Origin of the sequence: Actinomadura flavalba DSM 45200 (assembly GCF_000374305.1) — a bacterium.
Classification (GTDB): domain Bacteria; phylum Actinomycetota; class Actinomycetes; order Streptosporangiales; family Streptosporangiaceae; genus Spirillospora; species Spirillospora flavalba.
In genome coordinates this window covers 1,967,966-1,984,399 of sequence record NZ_KB894093.1, presented here as the reverse complement: position 1 = coordinate 1,984,399, position 16,434 = coordinate 1,967,966, and the positions used below count along the sequence as shown (strand labels likewise).

Below are 16,434 nucleotides of genomic sequence, written 5' to 3'. Positions count from 1 at the left end.
GGGAAGAGCGCGACTGCGACCACGCTTGCACCGGAGCTAGTCGATGCGTGCCGCGACCTCACGAACACCGACAAGCGTCGCGGTCCCTCGAAGGTGTGGCAACCGCGTTTAAGTCGACACGAACGGCTCAGTCTGCCTGTCGATTCCTCTTGGGAAAATTTCCGGCGACGCGCTGACGGTAAACCTGACGCAGTTCGACTGACCGCTCTACGCTGTACGTCATGACCGAAATGTGGCTAGGCGTGGACCCCGCGCACAGGGCAACCCGCCGCCACGATGCGGACGCCCCCTCCCGTACCGACACTGCACCGACGGAGTAGCGCATGACGTTGATCCGCTTCAGCGGCCCCCAGGCCGACGACGAGGCTCGATCGTTCTACACGTTCCTGCTCGACCACGAAGAGCTGCGTAGCCGGCGCGTCAAGCTCGACGCTGCGGCGATCGAGCCTGGCGAGATGGGCGGCGCCCTCGAAACCATCTCGCTGGTGATCGACAACGTCGAGCAGTTGGGATCGCTCATCCTCGCCTACCTCACCTGGCGGGGCACACGACCGCGCAGGTCGCCCAGCCGCGACTCAGGTAGCGCCACGATCGAGCATCAAGGCACAACGCGGCAGCTTGGCGATGAAGTAAAGCCGGAGAATGCCGAAGAGATCGCGCGTTCCATGGAGCGTCCCCCCGATGAAACTGCCTGACCCCAGGAGTTCTCGTGCTGTTCTCATCGGGACTTCAACGTACGACCACCTGCCCCAGTTGCCAGCGGTCAGCAATAACGTCCTCGCACTCCAAGAAGCTCTGTGCGACGAAGACATTTGGGGCTTGCCTGCCGAAAACTGTATTACAGTGACCGAGCCCGGTACGTCCATCGAGATGCTTGATCCGGTAGTCGATGCAGCGGAATCCGCGGAACGGGTGCTGCTCGTTTACTACGCCGGACACGGACTCCTCGGCGGCAGTGCCGACCTTTCTCTGGCGCTTCGCGGGACCCGCGATGATCCGGCTCGACTGTTCTCGGCTGTTGACTATTCCGCCCTTCGGAACATCCTGCAATCTAGCTGCGCGCAGTACAACGTCGTGATCCTGGATTGCTGCTACAGCGGGAAAGTGATCGGACGTATGGCCGCCGCAGATGTTGGCCAGCACGCTGATATCGAAGGCAGTTTCATCTTGACTGCGACTGCCCCCAGCAAGCCAGCGCACGCAGACGAAGGCGCAGAGTTTACGGCCTTCAGCAACGAACTGATCACGGTACTTCGCGACGGTATCCCTAACGGAGAATCCACACTCAACCTCAACGCGATCTACCGGCACATTTACGCATCGCTCAATGCAAAAGGCAAACCCACGCCGCGTAGTCGCGGAAACAATGTTGCCGCGGAGATACCCTTCTTTCGCAACCGGGCAAGTGCATCGACAAAGCATCCGCAGGGTTACGGTGAAATTCCCGATACCCAAGAGGGGCAGCATTTCCCCACCCGTCGCGATCTGTCGCGCGCTGGTGTCCATCGCGCCCTACAAGCGGGGATCGTAGGGACGCAGGCCGCCGGCGGCGCCGAATCCATTGTGTCGTCCGGTGGTTACGTCGATGACCTCGACGAGGGCGACACCATTATTTATACCGGCCATGGCGGCCGCGACGAGCGGGGACGCCAACACAAGGATCAAGAGCCGACCGATTCCGGCAACGCTGCCCTCTTGATGAATATCGCCTCCGGGCTTCCCGTGCGCGTCATCCGAGGAGCACAGAAAGGCAATCCTCATGCCCCGGAGGAGGGCTATCGCTACGATGGCCTCTACGCCGTAGAGGAGTATTGGACGAATCGCGGGCAAGACGGCTTTCTCGTTCTTCAGTTCCGGCTGGAGAAGATCTATGACGACGAGAGTCGAGCACCGTTCTATCGCGCAACCGGCCCAGGCTCCCTTGACCCCTACGGCCGTAGCCACAGCGCCTCGGGCGGTGATCGCAGGACCGCCGAGAAGGTGAAGAAGGCACATGATCACGCGTGCCAAGTGTGCGGCGAGACACTCCGTACTCCATCGGGCTTCAAGTGGGCACAGACTGTCCACCTACAGAGCATCGGCATTCCGCACTATGGCCCAGACATCCCCGCGAACATCATCTGCGTCTGCCCTACTCATCAGGTTCAGATTCAGATGGGAATGCTCACGATAAATGATGACCACAGCGTGGTCGATGAGAGTACCGGCGAACCGTTTACCGACCTAGCGAGCGCGCGCGGCCACCGCGTCGGGTCCGAGTACATCAAATTCCACAGAGAACTCTACCGCGGGCGCGCTACGTCGGACTTCACCTCATTCTGATCTGCGCGAGAGGCTAGGTACACAGCACCATGGAGCACAGCAGCGAGAACCGGATCACGTCGTTTGGGCGTGGTGGGTTTGTGTTTGATGTTGTTGATCAGGGGCCGGTTGGTGGTGATGTCGTGGTGTTGTTGCATGGGTTTCCGCAGACTGGGCGTTGTTGGGATGTGGTGGCGCCGCGGTTGCATGCGTTGGGGTATCGGACGTTGGTGCCTGATCAGCGGGGGTACTCGGTAGGGGCTCGGCCGCGTGGGAGGTTCGCGTATCGGTTGTCGGAGCTCGTCCTCGATGTTGTCGGGCTCGTTGAGGTGGCTGTGCCCGCGGGGCGGAAGGTGCATGTTGTTGGGCACGACTGGGGGGCCACGGTTGCTTGGGCTCTTGCGGCTAAGCGGCCCGATGTAGTGGCTACGGTGACTGCGTTGTCTGTTCCGCATCCGCTTGCGTTTGTGCGGGCGCTTTTTACCAGTCGGCAGTTTTTCATGTCGTGGTACATGTTCGCGTTTCAGGTGCCCGGCGTGCCTGAGCTGGTGCTTCGTTGGATTTATCGGCGCGCGCGGGGGCGGCTGGTCGCCGGGCTCGCCGGGGGCGAGCACACCGAGGGTGGCGCTGCTCGGGACGTGGATTTCCTGGCGACGTCCGGGGCTCTTACGCCGGCGCTCAACTGGTATCGGGCCATGCCGTTCATCTCGCCGCGAGCGGTGGGGCGCGTCACCGTTCCGGCGTTGTTCGTGTGGAGTGACAAGGACCCGGCTCTGGGACGGAGGGGCGCTGAGCTGACTCGACGGTATGTGAGCGGCCCCTACACCTTCCATGTGCTGCCGGGAGTGGGCCACTGGATTCCCGAAGAGGCCGCCGGTGAGGTTGCTGAGCTACTACGAGGGCACCTGGCCCGGTGAACCCGGCTATTCCGCTGGGGCTACGCCGATGGGGCAGCTAACGCCTGTGCCGCCTATTCCACAGTAGCCGTTGGGGTTTTTGTTTAGGTATTGCTGGTGGTAGTGCTCGGCGTAGTAGAAGGTGGGGGCCTTGGTTATTTCTGTGGTGATTCTTCCGTAGCCTGCGTTGGTCAGGGTTTGTTGGTAGGTTTCGCGGGACTTCTCTGCTGCTTCCTGCTGTGCGGGCGAGTGGGTGAAGATGGCGGAGCGGTATTGGGTGCCTACGTCGTTGCCCTGGCGCATGCCCTGGGTGGGGTCGTGGGATTCCCAGAAGAGGCGGAGGAGGGTCTCGTAGGTGACCTCGGCTGGGTTGTAGGCGACTCTCACCGTCTCGGTGTGGCCTGTGGCGCCTGAGCAGACTTCCTCGTAGGTCGGGTTCTTGGTGTAGCCGCCCTCGTAGCCGACCGACGTCGAGACGACGCCCTTCGTCTCCCAGAACTTGCGTTCGGCGCCCCAGAAGCAGCCCAGGGCGAACTCCGCCAGCTCGGTGCCCTCCGGGAAGGGGGGCGTCAGGGGGGTGTTCAGGACCTCGTGGCGTGGGGGGACCGGGATCGGGGTGTCGCGGCCCGGGAGGGCGTCCTCCGGGGCGATCATCTTGGTCTTCGCGAAGCCGAACATGTCCTTCAATCTAGCTCGCGTCCCGCCATGTCGGACGGTGGACGAGGTCAAGGGAACCCCATCGCGACGACAGGAGCGTCTAACGAGTTCAATGCTTACGGGTGCTAGGGTCGGCGCGTGGTCGATCGTCGCGGGATGCTGGCCGGGGCCGCCGCCTATGGGCTGTGGGGGCTGTTCCCTCTCTACTGGCCGTTGCTGAAGCCGGCCGGGGCCGTCGAGATTCTCGCGCACCGGATTCTCTGGTCGCTGGTGGCGGTCGGGGTGCTGCTGCTGGTCGCGCGGAACTGGGCGTGGATTCGGTCGCTCGGATGGCGGCGGCTCGGGTTGCTCACGGTCGCGTCGGTGACGATCTCCATCAACTGGGGCGTCTACATCTACTCCGTGAACTCCGGGCACACGCTGGAGGCGGCGCTCGGGTACTTCATCAACCCGTTGATCAGCGTGCTGTTCGGCGTCGTGATCTTCCGGGAGCGGCTGCGGGCGTGGCAGTGGGCCGCCATGGGGCTCGGCGCGGCGGCGGTCGGGGTGCTGACGGTCGACTACGGACGGCCGCCGTGGATCGCGCTGACGCTGGCCGGGTCGTTCGCCGTGTACGGGCTCGTGAAGAAGTTCGCGGCGATGCCGTCGGCGGAGAGCCTCGCGGTCGAGACCGCCGTGATGGCCGCGCCCGCGCTGGTGTTCGTGCTGACGCTCGGCGGGGACGCGACGTTCGGGACGCGCGGGCTCGGGCACGTCGCGCTGTTCGTCGGCGCGGGAGTGGTGACGGCGCTGCCGCTCATGCTGTTCAACGCCGCCGCCACCCGCATCCCGATGAGCGCGCTCGGGATGCTCCAGTACCTCGCGCCCGTCCTCCAGTTCCTCATCGGCTATCTCGTGCAGCACGAGGAGATGCCCGCGAGCCGGTGGGCCGGGTTCCTCCTGGTGTGGACGGCGCTGGTCGTGCTGACCAGTGACGGCCTGTGGGCCGGACGCCGCGCCCGCCGCGCGCTCGTGGAGCCTGCGATCGCTCGCTGAGCCGGTCCCGCGCGCGTTACAGTGCCCTCGGTCACAAACCCCGTTCGTCTCCGAGGAGCTCCCGCGTGCGCGCTCTGTTCGTCCCGTTCGCCGTCGGCACCGCCGTGGTCGTGGCGGGCCTGGCCGCTCCCACGGGAGAGGCGACGATCGTCCCGACCGGCGCGGAGCAGGCGGGGCAGGGCAGGCGGACGGAGGTCGTCGTGCCGGGCTGCACGGGGACGGGCGACTACGCCGAGTCGCGGGCGTTCACGGCCCGGGTGAGCCTCAGCGGTGACGGGTCCGGCGTGGCGACGGTCCGTCCGGACGCGCCGCTGGGCCGCCACCCGGTGACGGCGCGGTGCGGCGCGCGGACGGTCCGGGGCGCGATCGTGGTCACGCAGGAGCGGGCCTGGCAGGGACTGCTACCGCCGTCGCTGGCGTTCCGCGCGTCGTGACGGCCTGACGCCCTTCAGTCCGTCCGTTTATACCTTTTCGGCCTGGCACTTTCGCCGGGCCGTTCCTTTCTCACCCTTTTTGCGATCGCGCCACTGCGCTGCCTGATAGCGCCGCTGCGTACATTCAGCGTCTGCCTCAATCCGGCGGTCCGAGCGCGCGCCATTCTTTACATCCCAGGTCAGTGGATGTGACACGCGAGCAGTCATGTGACGAAGGTCACGGAACCATCGTTGAAAGATGCACCACCTTGGCACTTGAACGCACATTTTTGCCATGTGATACTTCCCCGGAAACGCCCAAAACGCCCATGCCTTCGGAAGTCGACCCACCCCGCCAGGTGGCCTCCGGACGACGTGCGCGTCCCATGACATGAGACGAAGGGCTGCGTAAATGGCCGTTGACGTCGGTACCGTTCCTCTCCGAAAGGCTCGGAATTTCCCGCTGTACCAGACGGCCAGGCGGTTCATGCAGGACCCGCTCGCCGAACTGATGCGCATCGGCCGGACCGCCGACGGCCAGGTCGCCCGCCTCGACCTGGGCGCCTCCCGCCCCTTCCTCGTGACCCACCCCGACCACGTCCAGCAGGTCCTGCGCGGCGAGTCGGACAACTTCGTCCGGGACGGCATGTTCTGGCGTCCCCTGCACAGCCTGTTCGGCGACAGCATCATGTCCGAGTACGCCGAGTGGGAGCAGAGCAAGCGCGTGCTCCAGCCGGTCTTCTCCACCAAGACGATCCGCGGTCTGTCGACCAGCATGGCGACCGCGATCAACGAGGCCGTGGACCGCCTGGAGGAGCCCGCCCGGGCGGGCCGCGCGGTGCCGGTGATGCCGACGATGTCGCGGATCGTCAACGAGACCGTCATCAAGGTGCTGTTCGGCGACAAGATCCGGCAGGCCGAGGCGGACCGGCTGATCCCCGCCATGGAGAAGATCGCGACGTCGATCGCGTTCCGCTTCCTGCTGCCGTTCGTCCCCGACAAGGTGCCGATGCCCGGCGACAAGGCGTTCGCCGAGGGCCTCGCGATGATGGACGAGACCCTGTACGCGCTGGTCGACCGCTTCCGCACCTCCCCCGGCGAGGGCTACGACATCTTCACCGCGCTCTGCCAGGCGCGCATGGCCGAGGGCAGCGACCTCGACGACGCGTGGGTCCGCAACAACCTGCTGGCGATGTTCGCGACGAGCACCGAGACGACGTCGACGGCGCTGACGTGGCTGTGGCCGACGCTGGCCGCCAAGCCGGAGGTCGAGGAGCGGCTGCGCGCCGAGATCCGCGCCGTCGTCGGCGACGAGCGGGTCCGGCCCGACCATCTCCAGCACCTGCCGTACGTGAAGCAGGTCGTGCAGGAGCTGCTGCGGCTGTATCCGGTCGGCTGGATCTTCCCGCGCGTCGCGCAGCACGACACCAGGCTCGGCGGCCAGGAGATCAAGGCGGGGCAGACGGTGCTGATCAGCCCGTTCCTCAGCCACCGGCTGCCGTCGGTGTGGGAGCGGCCGCTGGAGTTCGACCCGGAGCGCTTCACGCCGGACAAGGCCCGCTCGATGCACCGGTACGCCTACTTCCCGTTCGGCGGCGGCCCCCACCAGTGCATCGGCCGGCACGTCTTCAACCTGGAGGCGGAGCTGATCCTGACGAGCATCATCAGCCGCTTCCACACGACGATGGAGGAGACGCCGACGTCGGTGGAGGCGAGGATCGGCGCGACGCTGCGGCCGAACCAGCCGATCCGGATGACGTTGCGTCCGGTGCGGGCCACGACGTGAGCGACGGCCTGACCGACGGTTTCGCGGCGGGCCGGACGTGCGCCGTCGCGGGGCAGGGCCAGCGGCAGATGCGCGACTGGGCCGCCGATCATCCCGGTCTGTACGGGGCGGAGGCGTTCGACCCGGCGCTGTTCAGCACGCTGGCGCTGGCGGCGGCGTTCAGCGGCCCGGGCCTGTCGGCGGACGACCTGCGCCTGGCGAACCGGACGTGCCTGTGGTGCTTCGGCCTGGACTGGCTGATCGACTACGCGGCCAAGACGCGCGCCGAGGTGGACGCGGTGACGGGCCGCTGCGCGGTGGTCGCCGACGGCGGCCCGCCGGTGCCGGGCGACGACCTGACCCGGTTCCTGCACGACGTCCGCGCGGAGCTGGCGGCGCAGCCCGCGTTCGCGGAACTGGGCGGGGTGTGGCGGGAGGAGTTCCAGGCGGTCCTGGACTCGATGGCGCTGGAGTGGGACTGGAACGCGGCGCGCGGACGCGGCGAACCCGGCCCGACGTTCGACGAGTATCTCAGCAACGCCGACAACCTGGGCTTCACGTTCGTCCTGGTCGCGCACTGGATCGCCCGGGGCGGCGGCGGCGACGTCGCGAAGGTGCGGGCGGCGAGCGCGGCGGTGCAGCGGGTGATCCGGCTGCTCAACGACCTCGGCACGTACCGGCGCGACCTGAAGTGGGGCGATCTGAACGGCCTGCTGCTGGACCTGAGCCGCGAGCAGGTCGAGGAGCGGCTGGCCGGGCTGACGGCGCGGGCGCGGGAGGCCATCGGCGCGATGCGGGACGGGAACCCCGAGCTGGCGGGCTACATGGAGCGCCAGATGGACTTCTGCGCCGGGTTCTACGGAGTGACCGACTTCTGGGGCGCGCCATGAGCGTGAGCGAGGAGACGGCGGTCGCCGCCGTCGTTCCCGCCCCGGACCTCGTCGCGAACGCGGCGCGGCTGGTGGACGGCCTCGTCCTGTGGCCGTGGGGCCAGGTGTCGCCGTCGGTGTACGAGACGGCGCGGGTAGCGTCGCTGACGCCGTGGCTGTCCGGGCACGCCGAGCGGATCGCGTTCCTCGTCCGGACACAGCGCGCGGACGGCGCGTGGGGGGCGCCGGACGACGGTTACGCGCTGGTGCCGACGCTCAGCGCGACGGAGGCGCTGCTGAGGGAGCTGCGCCGGGAGCGTCCGGCGGGTGCGACGCCGGCCGTGCTGGCGGACGCGGTGGCGCGGGCGCTGCACGTGTTGTTCACCCGGCTGTGCGGGCCGGACGGCGCCCGCCGGGAGTTGCCGGACATGCCGGCGGTCGAGCTGATCGCGCCGTCGCTGGCGGAGCGGATCGACGGGCATCTGGCGGCGCTGGGGCACGGCCCGGACGGGGGGATGGGCGATTTCGCGGGCCGGACGCTCACGCTGCCCGCTGGGCTGTCCGGCCGCAAGCTCGCGCTGGTCCGCGCGGTGATCGGGGCGGGCGGCGACCTTCCGCCCAAGCTGCTGCACGCGCTGGAGATCATCGGTGATCTGGCGGTGGCGCTGCCCGTCGTGTCGCCCGAGCCGACGGGCACGATCGGCGCGGCACCCGCGGCGACGGCGGCGTGGCTGGGCCCGGAGCCGCCGCGCGACGCGGGCAGCCCGGCGCGCTGGTATCTGGAGACGGTCTCGCACCAGCACGGGGGCCCGGTCCCGGTGGGGTTCCCGCTGACGGTCTTCGAGCGCGGCTGGGTGCTGGCGTGGCTGCTGCGCGCGGGCGTGCCGGTGACGGTTCCGCCGGAGCTGACGCTGAGCCTGACGGCGCCCCTCGGCGCGGCGGGCACTCCGGCGGCCGACGGCCTCCCGGCGGACGCCGACACGACGTCGGGCGCGCTGTACGCGCTGGCGCTGCTGGGTGCGCCGCGTCCGCCCGATCCGCTGTTCATCTACGAGCTGGACACGCGTTTCTGCACGTGGCAGGGCGAGGAGGGCGCGTCGCTCACGACGAACGCGCACGTGCTGGAGGCGTTCGGCGCATACGTCGCGTCGGTGCGCCCGGCGGACGACGCCCGGTACCGGGCCGCGATGGCGAAGGCGGCGGCGTGGCTGCGGGGCTGCCAGCGGGAGGACGGGAGCTGGACGGACCGCTGGCACGCGTCGCCGTACTACGCGACGGCGTGCTGCGCGATCGCGCTGGCGAAATTCGGCGGCGCCGGGTCGGCGGAAGCGGTGGCGGCGGCGCGCCGCTGGGTGCTGGCGACGCAGCGTCCGGACGGCTCGTGGGGCCGCTGGGAGGGCACGGCGGAGGAGACGGCGTACGCGGTGCAGCTCCTGCTGCTGACGGGCGCCGGGAACGCGGCGCAGGTCGCGGACGCGGTGGCGCGGGCGCGTCCGGTGCTGCGCGCCGAGCTGGCGGTGGTGCCGGCGGGGCCGGACCTGGGACCGGCGCTGTGGCACGACAAGGACCTGTACCGGCCGACGGCGATCGTACGCGCGGCGGTCGTGGCGGCTTTGTGGCTGGGAGACGGATTCCCGGACGTGAATTAGCCCACATCAGGGCGGTTCGCAAAACTTCGGCACCCCTCGTCCTGGACGATTCACTTGAGTGGGTTTAGAGGGGTTGCTAGGGTTCTACGCCGTATGGCAGGACGATCGAGCTTCCGGGTCGTCCGCCGAATTTAGTCGTTACGCTCCCGTTTTTCCCTCACCGGGCCCGGTTGCGAACCCACATACAATTTGTAGGGGCGATTGTCATGCGCTTCCGCAACTCGCGCCTGCGGACCAAGGTCACGGCGCTGTTGCTCTCCCTCATCGCACTCTGGGCGTTCGCGGCCTGGGTCACGCTGCGGGAGGGAGTCAACCTGCTCGGCGTGTCCTCACTCGACCAGAGCATCGCGCAGCCCACCGACCCGCTCCTGGCCGAACTTCAGACCGAGCGCCGCCTCTCGGTGCGCTTCCTCGCCGTCCCGGGCACACCGGACCGCCGCAATCTGGACGCGCAGCGCAGGACGACCGACCGAGCCGCGGCGACCGTCGCCAAGCTCGCCCGCGACGGCAACGTCGGCCGGTTCGCCAGTGACGACCTGAAGCGGCGTGTCAACGAGATGCTCGGCCAGCTCCGCGGCCTTCCCACGTTGCGTGACGACATCGACAACCGCCGCGCCGATCGAAATCGGGCAGCAGGCCAGTATTCCGGCATCATTGAGTCGATCTTCCGCTCGTATGACGAGCTGGCCACGCTCGACGACAAGGACTTCGCCACCGACACCCGCACCAGCATCGAGCTGAACCGCATGTGGGAAGTCCTCTCCCAGGAGGACGCGATCATCACCGGCGCCCTCGCCGCCGGACATATGACGGCCACCGAGCACGTCGAATTCACGCAGACCGTCGGCGTGCGACGCGTCAACACCGAACGGGCGCTCAGCGCGTTCCAGCCATCCGACGCGGTCGTGCACGAACGCCTCACCGCCAGCGCCCGGCTCGCCCAGGTCCGCAAGCTCGAGGACCGCGTCATGCAGTCGCGGCGGGTCTTCCAGTCCCGCGCCGGGCGACCGGCCGCGCTGACCGCCGCCGAGTGGGACCGCACCGTGCCGCCCGCGCTCGCCGAGATGCGCACCGAGATCCAGGCGGCCGGTGACCGCCTCGTCGAGCGGGCGACGCCCATCGCGACCGGCGTCCTCATCCGGCTCGCCCTGGCCGGTGGGCTCGGGCTGCTCGCGGTCATCGCGTCCATCGTCGTGTCGATCACCACGGCGCGGGCGCTGGTGCGGCAGCTCGAACGGCTGCGGGCGGCGGCGTGGGAGCTGGCCGACCGGCGGCTGCCCGACGTCGTCGACCGGCTCGGGCACGGTGAGAAGGTGGACGTGGCGGCCGAGGCGCCGCCGCTGCGGTTCGGCAACGACGAGATCGGGCAGGTCGGCCAGGCGTTCAACGCCGTCCAGGAGACCGCGATCCGCACCGCCGTCGAGCAGGCCGAACTGCGCCGGGGCATCCGCGACGTCCTGCTCAGCCTGGCGCGCCGCACCCAGACGCTCGTGCACCGGCAGCTCTCCATGCTGGACACGATGGAGCGTCGCCGCGACATCGACCCCAAGGAACTGGACGAGCTGTTCCGGCTCGACCACCTCGCCACCCGCATGCGGCGCAACGCCGAGAACCTCATCGTCCTGTCGGGCGCCATCCCGGCGCGCGGGTGGCGGCGGTCGGTGCCGATGGTCGACGTCGTCCGCGCCGCCGTCGGTGAGGTCGAGGACTACACCCGCGTCTCGGTCCTGCCGTTCGGGGACGTCGAGCTGGCCGGACGCGCCGTCGGTGACCTCACCCACCTGCTCGCCGAGCTGATCGAGAACGCGGTCTCGTTCTCCCCGCCGGACACCGTCGTGCAGATCGGCGGGCACCTGGTCGCGTCCGGGTTCGCCATCGACATCGAGGACCGCGGACTCGGCATGACCGACGAGAAGCTCGCCGAGATCAACGAGCGGATCGCGGACCCGCCGGAGTTCAACCTCCAGAGTTCGGTCCAGCTCGGACTGTTCGTCGTCGGCAAGCTCGCCGAGCGCTACGGCGTCCAGGTGCAGCTCAAGCGGTCCGCCTACGGCGGCACGACGGCCGTCATCGTCATCCCGCAGGAACTCGTCGTGGACGACCCCGACCGCGACCGCGGTTCCAGCGGGCCGGTGCCGGTCGCCGCCGGGACGACGACCCGCAACGGGCTCGCCGTCCGGCAGCCGACCGCCGTCGGCGTCGGCGCCGCGCCGCCGCAGGCCGAGGCGCCCCGGCAGCGGTCGCTGGTCGCGCTGCCGCCACCGCCCCGCGACGAGCCCGCCCCGCCCGCGTACCGCCCCGACCAGCCGCCGCGGGAACAGTCCCCCGGCCCCGCCGCGACGCCCGAGACCCACGAAGCGGAGGCTCCGTCACCCGTGTCCGATCCGACCACTCCGTCCGGGCTTCCGGTCCGGGTTCCGCAGGCCAGCCTGGCGCCCGCGCTGCGCACCGAAGAACCGCTCTCCGCCGAAACGGCGGAGGAGGAGCCGGACGAGAGCGTCCGGTCGCCCGAGGAGATCCAGCGAATCATGGGCGCGTACCAGCGCGGCACCCGCCGCGGCCGGAGCGACGCCGCCGCCGGTCCGTCCGGCGCGCACCCCACGGAAGGCGAGGACGAGTAATGCAGAAGGCGGGTTCATCGGCCGACCTCGGTTGGCTGCTGGACGACCTGGTCTCCCGGCTCCCACACGCCAGGAACGCTGTCGTGCTGTCGGCCGACGGTCTGCTGATGGCCTCTTCGGCGGAGATGAGCCAGGACGACGGCGAGCACCTGGCCGCCGTCGCGGCGGGCATCCAGAGCCTGGCCAAGGGCGCGGGCGTCCGGTTCGGCGGCGGCGCCGTCCGGCAGACGATCATCGAGATGCAGTCGGCGTTCCTGCTCGTGACCGTGGCGGGCAAGGGAGCGTGTCTGGCGGTGCTGAGCGACGAGGAGGCGGACGTGGGCCTGATCGCCTACGAGATGGCGATGCTCGTGACGAGCATGGGCCACCACCTGAGCACGCCGTCCCGCGCGGACGTGGGGACGGAGGGGCGGGCGCTGTCATGATGCCGCCGGAGGAGCCCCCGAAGGAGCGCTGGCCCGAGCAGCCCCGGCCGTCGTGGCCGGAGCAGCCGTCGCACGACCGGTTCCTGGACGACCAGGCCGGGCCGATGGTGCGTCCGTACGTGATGACGAGCGGCCGGCTGGAGCCGACGCGCGGCAAGTTCGACCTGATCACGCTCGTGGTGGCGGCCGGGCCGGAGCCGGACGGCCAGCTCGGCCTCGGGCCGGAGCACGTGTCGATCATGCGGCTGTGTCAGCAGGTGATGTCGGTGGCGGAGCTGACCGGGCATCTGGACCTGCCGGTCGCGACCGTCCGGGTCATGCTGGGCGACCTGCTCGACAAGGGGTTCATCAACATGCAGGAGCCCGAACCCGAGGCGGACATGCACGACATCAGGCTCTACAAGGCGGTGATCGATGGTCTCCGGGCTCTCTAGCCGTGACTCGCGCGGGCGGCGCCTCCCCACGGCGGTCAAGATCGTGATCGCGGGCGGCTTCGGCGTCGGGAAGACCACGATGGTCGGCACGGTCTCGGAGACCAAGCCGCTGCGGACCGAGGAGGTCCTGACCGACGAGGGCATCGGCGTGGACGACATCTCGGGCGTCGAGCGCAAGAAGACGACGACGGTCGCGATGGACTTCGGCCGCATCACGATGCGCGACGAGTACGTCCTGTACCTGTTCGGCACGCCGGGGCAGGAGCGGTTCTGGTTCATGTGGGACGAGGTGGCGCTCGGCGCGCTGGGCGCGGTCGTCCTGGCGGACACGCGGCGGCTGTCGGACTGCTTCCCGTCGGTGGACTACTTCGAGCGGCGCGGCACGCCGTTCATCGTGGCGGTGAACTGCTTCGAGGGCTCGCAGCAGTTCGACCTGCCGGAGATCCAGATGGCCCTGAACCTGGGGCCGAACGTGCCGGTCATGCTGTGCGACGCGCGCAGCCTGGAGTCGTGCAAGAAGGTCCTCATCGACATGGTGCTGCACGCGATGAAGACGCGGGGGCTGGCACCGGCCCCGGCCTGACCGTCGCGCGAGAGGACGGGGGGACGCCACGGCGTCCCCCTTCTTCTTCCTCCTGTTACATACTTAATTGGTAGGAATAGTTGCTCAACGGGCGGTCCACGTGGTCTCATACCGGCACCGGATCATGCTCCAAGGAGTCCTCTTCCCCATGCTCAGGAAAACCCTCGCCGCCGCGCTGCTTCCCGCCCTGGCCCTCGCGGGCTGCGCGGACCACGACACCGGCGCGACCGGCGGCACCCTCAAGATCGGCTACTTCCAGGGCGCCGTCGCCGGGCCCGAGGCCGTCGTCGCCGGCAGCCCCGACCTCGCCGGAAAGCTCCCGGTCAAGCTCGAACTGCGCCCCATCGACAGCGGCGTCGCCGGTCTGGCCCAGCTCCGGGCCGGGGCGTTCCCGGCCGTGTCGGCGGTCGGCAACCCGCCGATCGTCGGCGCGTTCACCAGCGGCACCGACATCCAGGTCGTGTTCGTCGAGAGCCTGGACGAGTCGGGGCTCGCGGTGAACGACAAGATCAAGTCTCCGGCGGACCTGAAGAAGATCGGCGTGCTCGTCGGCTCCACGCTCGACTTCCAGCTACGCGGCTGGCTGAAGTCCCAGAAGCTGGAGGGCAAGGTCGAGGTCGCGAGCTTCGCCGGCGAGGCCGCCGCCGCGGCGGCGTGGAAGGCCGGAAAGATCGACGCGGTCTACATCAGCCAGGCGTTCCTCCTGGAACTGACCAAGCACAAGGCTCGGGTGCTGGTGAAGTCGTCCGACATCGCCGAGCTGGGGTACGCGGCGGTCAACTCGCTCGCGGTCACCGCCGCGTACGCCGAGCAGAACCCCGACACCGTGCAGCAGCTCGTCTGCCAGTTCTCCAAGGCGCAGGAACTGGTCAAGGGCGCCGAGGCCGAGAAGTACATCCGGCCCGCGACGCGGTTCCTCGGCGTCAAGCCCGAGGACGCGCTCGCCGCGACGAAGGTGTACCCCTACATCCCGTCCGCCGAGCAGGCGTCCTGGCTGAAGGGCGCCGACGGGTCGGCGGCCACCGGGAAGCTCGCCCGGAACTTCAAGCTCACCGCCGAGTTCCTGGTCACGCAGGGCCGGGCCAAGGCCGTGCCGTCCGACGCCGAGATCGCCGAGCACATCAATCCGGCGTTCTGGGACAAGGCACAGAACGGCGGCTGCACGTGAGCGCGCCCACGCTGACCGCCGTCGCGACGCCGACCGCCGTGCGGCTGCGCGACGTCCGCAAGACGTTCCGGCGGCGCCGCCGCGAGGGCCGCGCCGCGCTGGACGGCATCGACCTCGACGTGGCGGCGGGCGAGTTCCTGTGCCTGCTCGGCCCGTCCGGCTGCGGCAAATCGACGCTGCTGAACATCCTCGCCGGGTTCACCTCCGCCGACTCCGGCGAGGTCGTCGTCGGTGACCGGCCCGTCACCGGCCCCGGTCCCGACCGGGGCGTGCTGTTCCAGACGCCGATGCTGTTCCCGTGGCTGACGACCTGGCAGAACGTGCTGTACGGGCCGAAGTCGCGCGGAGCGCTCACCCCGGCCGTCCGCGACGAGGCCGCCGAACTGCTCGAAACGGTCGGGCTCGCGGACGCCCGGGACGCCTACCCGCACGAACTCTCCGGCGGAATGCGGCACCGCGCCGCGTTCGCCCGGGTGCTCATCAACCGTCCGGGCCTGCTGCTCATGGACGAGCCGTTCGGCGCCCTCGACGCCATCACCCGCGCCGCCATGCAGCGGTTCCTGCTCGACCTGTGGCAGCGGCACAGCATGACGATCGTCTTCGTCACCCACGACGTCGAGGAGGCGACGCTGCTCGGTGACCGGGTGGCCGTGCTGTCCGCGCCGCCCGGCGGCACCAAGGACGTCGTCGAGATCGGGTTGCCGCGCCCGCGCCGCTACGAGGACACCGACACGCTCGCGTTCGTCGAGGCCAAACGGCGCATCCGGGAGGTGCTGGAACGATGACGACCACCGCGGCCGTCGCCGCCGTCGCGGCCGTCCCCGAACCGCGCCGGCACCGCTGGCGGCGCGCCGGGACGGGCGCCGCGTCGCTCGCGCTCGTCCTGATCGCCTGGGAGGCGGCGGCGCGCGTCATCGGGGACGCGGTCACGCTGCCGACCGTCACCGAGACCGTGTCCGTTCTGGTCAGGTACCTCACCGAGACCTATCCCGAGGTGCAGGGCAAGACGCTGATCCAGAACGCGCTGATCAGCACCGCGCGCATCCTCGCCGGATTCCTGCTCGGCTCGCTCGCCGGACTCGCGCTCGGCTCGGCCATGGCCGGGAGCCGCGTCGTGCGCGACCTGGCCGACCCCGTCATCAGCGTCATCCGGCCGCTGCCGCCGATCGCGTTCATCCCGCTGTTCGTCGTGTGGTTCGGCATCGGCGAGACCTCGAAGATCGCGCTGATCTTCTTCGGGGTGCTGCCGATCGTCACGATCGCGACGCTCGGCGCCCTCGACGCCGTGCCCGACGGGCTCGTCCACGCCAGCCGCAGCCTCGGCGCGTCACCGCTGCGCACGATGCTGCACGTCCGGCTGCGCGCCGCCGTCCCGGGGATCATCACCGGGGCGCGCATCGCGATGGGCGGCGCGTGGACCAGCATCATCGCCGCCGAGATGATCGCCGCGACCGGCGGCGTCGGCTTCCTCATCCTCCAGGCCGGGAACTACCTCCAGACGCCGCTGATCTTCAGCGGCATCGCGTTCATCGCGGTTCTCGGCTTCGCCTTCGACGGCCTGCTGCGGCTGCTGCTGCGGCTCGCCGACCCGACCGTCCGCCGCTAGAAGGGACACCTC

Annotated in this window: 16 protein-coding genes; 15 read left to right on the top strand and 1 reads right to left on the bottom strand. The window is 69.4% G+C overall.

All coding sequences use genetic code 11. From position 1 onward, the window contains the following. Positions 1 to 323: 323 nt before the first annotated feature. Genes C229_RS32730 through C229_RS0109090 form a run of 3 tightly spaced genes read left to right on the top strand, consistent with a single transcriptional unit; the run spans position 324 to position 3,218 of the window. Entirely contained in the window at positions 324 to 695 is a 372-nt protein-coding gene (locus C229_RS32730; RefSeq protein ID WP_018654763.1) for an effector-associated constant component EACC1, read from the top strand. Then, entirely contained in the window at positions 682 to 2,322 is a 1,641-nt protein-coding gene (locus tag C229_RS33500) for a caspase, EACC1-associated type (protein WP_169513819.1), read from the top strand. The genes C229_RS32730 and C229_RS33500 overlap by 14 nt, the downstream gene beginning before the upstream one ends. A gap of 29 nt (positions 2,323 to 2,351) precedes the next feature. Next, the gene (locus C229_RS0109090) at positions 2,352 to 3,218 is read left to right on the top strand and encodes an alpha/beta fold hydrolase (RefSeq protein ID WP_026313601.1); all 867 of its coding nucleotides are present in this window, start codon (positions 2,352 to 2,354) and stop codon (positions 3,216 to 3,218) included. A gap of 6 nt (positions 3,219 to 3,224) precedes the next feature. Here C229_RS0109090 and msrA read toward each other — a convergent pair whose 3' ends face one another. Then, complete coding sequence (gene msrA / locus C229_RS0109085) at positions 3,225 to 3,875, bottom strand: peptide-methionine (S)-S-oxide reductase MsrA (protein WP_018654760.1); 651 nt, start codon at positions 3,873 to 3,875, stop codon at positions 3,225 to 3,227. A 135-nt stretch (positions 3,876 to 4,010) separates the two neighbouring features. Between msrA and rarD the strand changes: the two genes are divergently transcribed. The 12 genes from rarD (at position 4,011) to C229_RS0109025 (ending at position 16,422) form a co-directional block, all read left to right on the top strand. After that, positions 4,011 to 4,889: an EamA family transporter RarD gene (gene rarD / locus C229_RS0109080; protein ID WP_018654759.1), complete on the top strand. Its 879-nt coding sequence runs from the start codon at positions 4,011 to 4,013 to the stop codon at positions 4,887 to 4,889. Positions 4,890 to 4,954: 65 nt separating this feature from the next. Continuing rightward, positions 4,955 to 5,323, top strand: coding sequence for a hypothetical protein (locus C229_RS0109075; RefSeq protein ID WP_018654758.1), 369 nt, complete (start codon positions 4,955 to 4,957; stop codon positions 5,321 to 5,323). A gap of 466 nt (positions 5,324 to 5,789) precedes the next feature. Further along, positions 5,790 to 7,088, top strand: coding sequence for a cytochrome P450 (locus C229_RS0109070; protein ID WP_018654757.1), 1,299 nt, complete (start codon positions 5,790 to 5,792; stop codon positions 7,086 to 7,088). After that, positions 7,085 to 7,957: a terpene synthase family protein gene (locus C229_RS0109065; RefSeq protein WP_018654756.1), complete on the top strand. Its 873-nt coding sequence runs from the start codon at positions 7,085 to 7,087 to the stop codon at positions 7,955 to 7,957. Before C229_RS0109070 ends, C229_RS0109065 begins: the two co-directional genes overlap by 4 nt. After that, positions 7,954 to 9,585 (top strand): prenyltransferase/squalene oxidase repeat-containing protein, encoded by a 1,632-nt coding sequence (locus C229_RS0109060; RefSeq protein WP_018654755.1) that lies wholly within the window; start codon positions 7,954 to 7,956, stop codon positions 9,583 to 9,585. The genes C229_RS0109065 and C229_RS0109060 overlap by 4 nt, the downstream gene beginning before the upstream one ends. 206 nt (positions 9,586 to 9,791) lie before the next feature. Continuing rightward, a complete protein-coding gene (locus C229_RS0109055; protein WP_018654754.1) occupies positions 9,792 to 12,206 on the top strand; it encodes a sensor histidine kinase in 2,415 nt (804 codons plus the stop codon). Beyond that, on the top strand, positions 12,206 to 12,631 hold the full coding sequence (locus C229_RS0109050; RefSeq protein WP_018654753.1) for a roadblock/LC7 domain-containing protein: 426 nt from the start codon (positions 12,206 to 12,208) through the stop codon (positions 12,629 to 12,631). Before C229_RS0109055 ends, C229_RS0109050 begins: the two co-directional genes overlap by 1 nt. Beyond that, entirely contained in the window at positions 12,628 to 13,065 is a 438-nt protein-coding gene (locus C229_RS0109045; RefSeq protein WP_018654752.1) for a DUF742 domain-containing protein, read from the top strand. The genes C229_RS0109050 and C229_RS0109045 overlap by 4 nt, the downstream gene beginning before the upstream one ends. Next, a complete protein-coding gene (locus C229_RS0109040; protein ID WP_018654751.1) occupies positions 13,046 to 13,648 on the top strand; it encodes a GTP-binding protein in 603 nt (200 codons plus the stop codon). Before C229_RS0109045 ends, C229_RS0109040 begins: the two co-directional genes overlap by 20 nt. A 148-nt stretch (positions 13,649 to 13,796) precedes the next feature. Next, positions 13,797 to 14,816, top strand: a complete 1,020-nt coding sequence (locus C229_RS0109035) for an ABC transporter substrate-binding protein (RefSeq protein ID WP_018654750.1) — start codon at positions 13,797 to 13,799, stop codon at positions 14,814 to 14,816. Further along, a complete protein-coding gene (locus C229_RS0109030) occupies positions 14,813 to 15,601 on the top strand; it encodes an ABC transporter ATP-binding protein (RefSeq protein WP_018654749.1) in 789 nt (262 codons plus the stop codon). The genes C229_RS0109035 and C229_RS0109030 overlap by 4 nt, the downstream gene beginning before the upstream one ends. After that, positions 15,598 to 16,422, top strand: coding sequence for an ABC transporter permease (locus C229_RS0109025; RefSeq protein ID WP_018654748.1), 825 nt, complete (start codon positions 15,598 to 15,600; stop codon positions 16,420 to 16,422). The genes C229_RS0109030 and C229_RS0109025 overlap by 4 nt, the downstream gene beginning before the upstream one ends. Positions 16,423 to 16,434 lie beyond the last annotated feature (12 nt).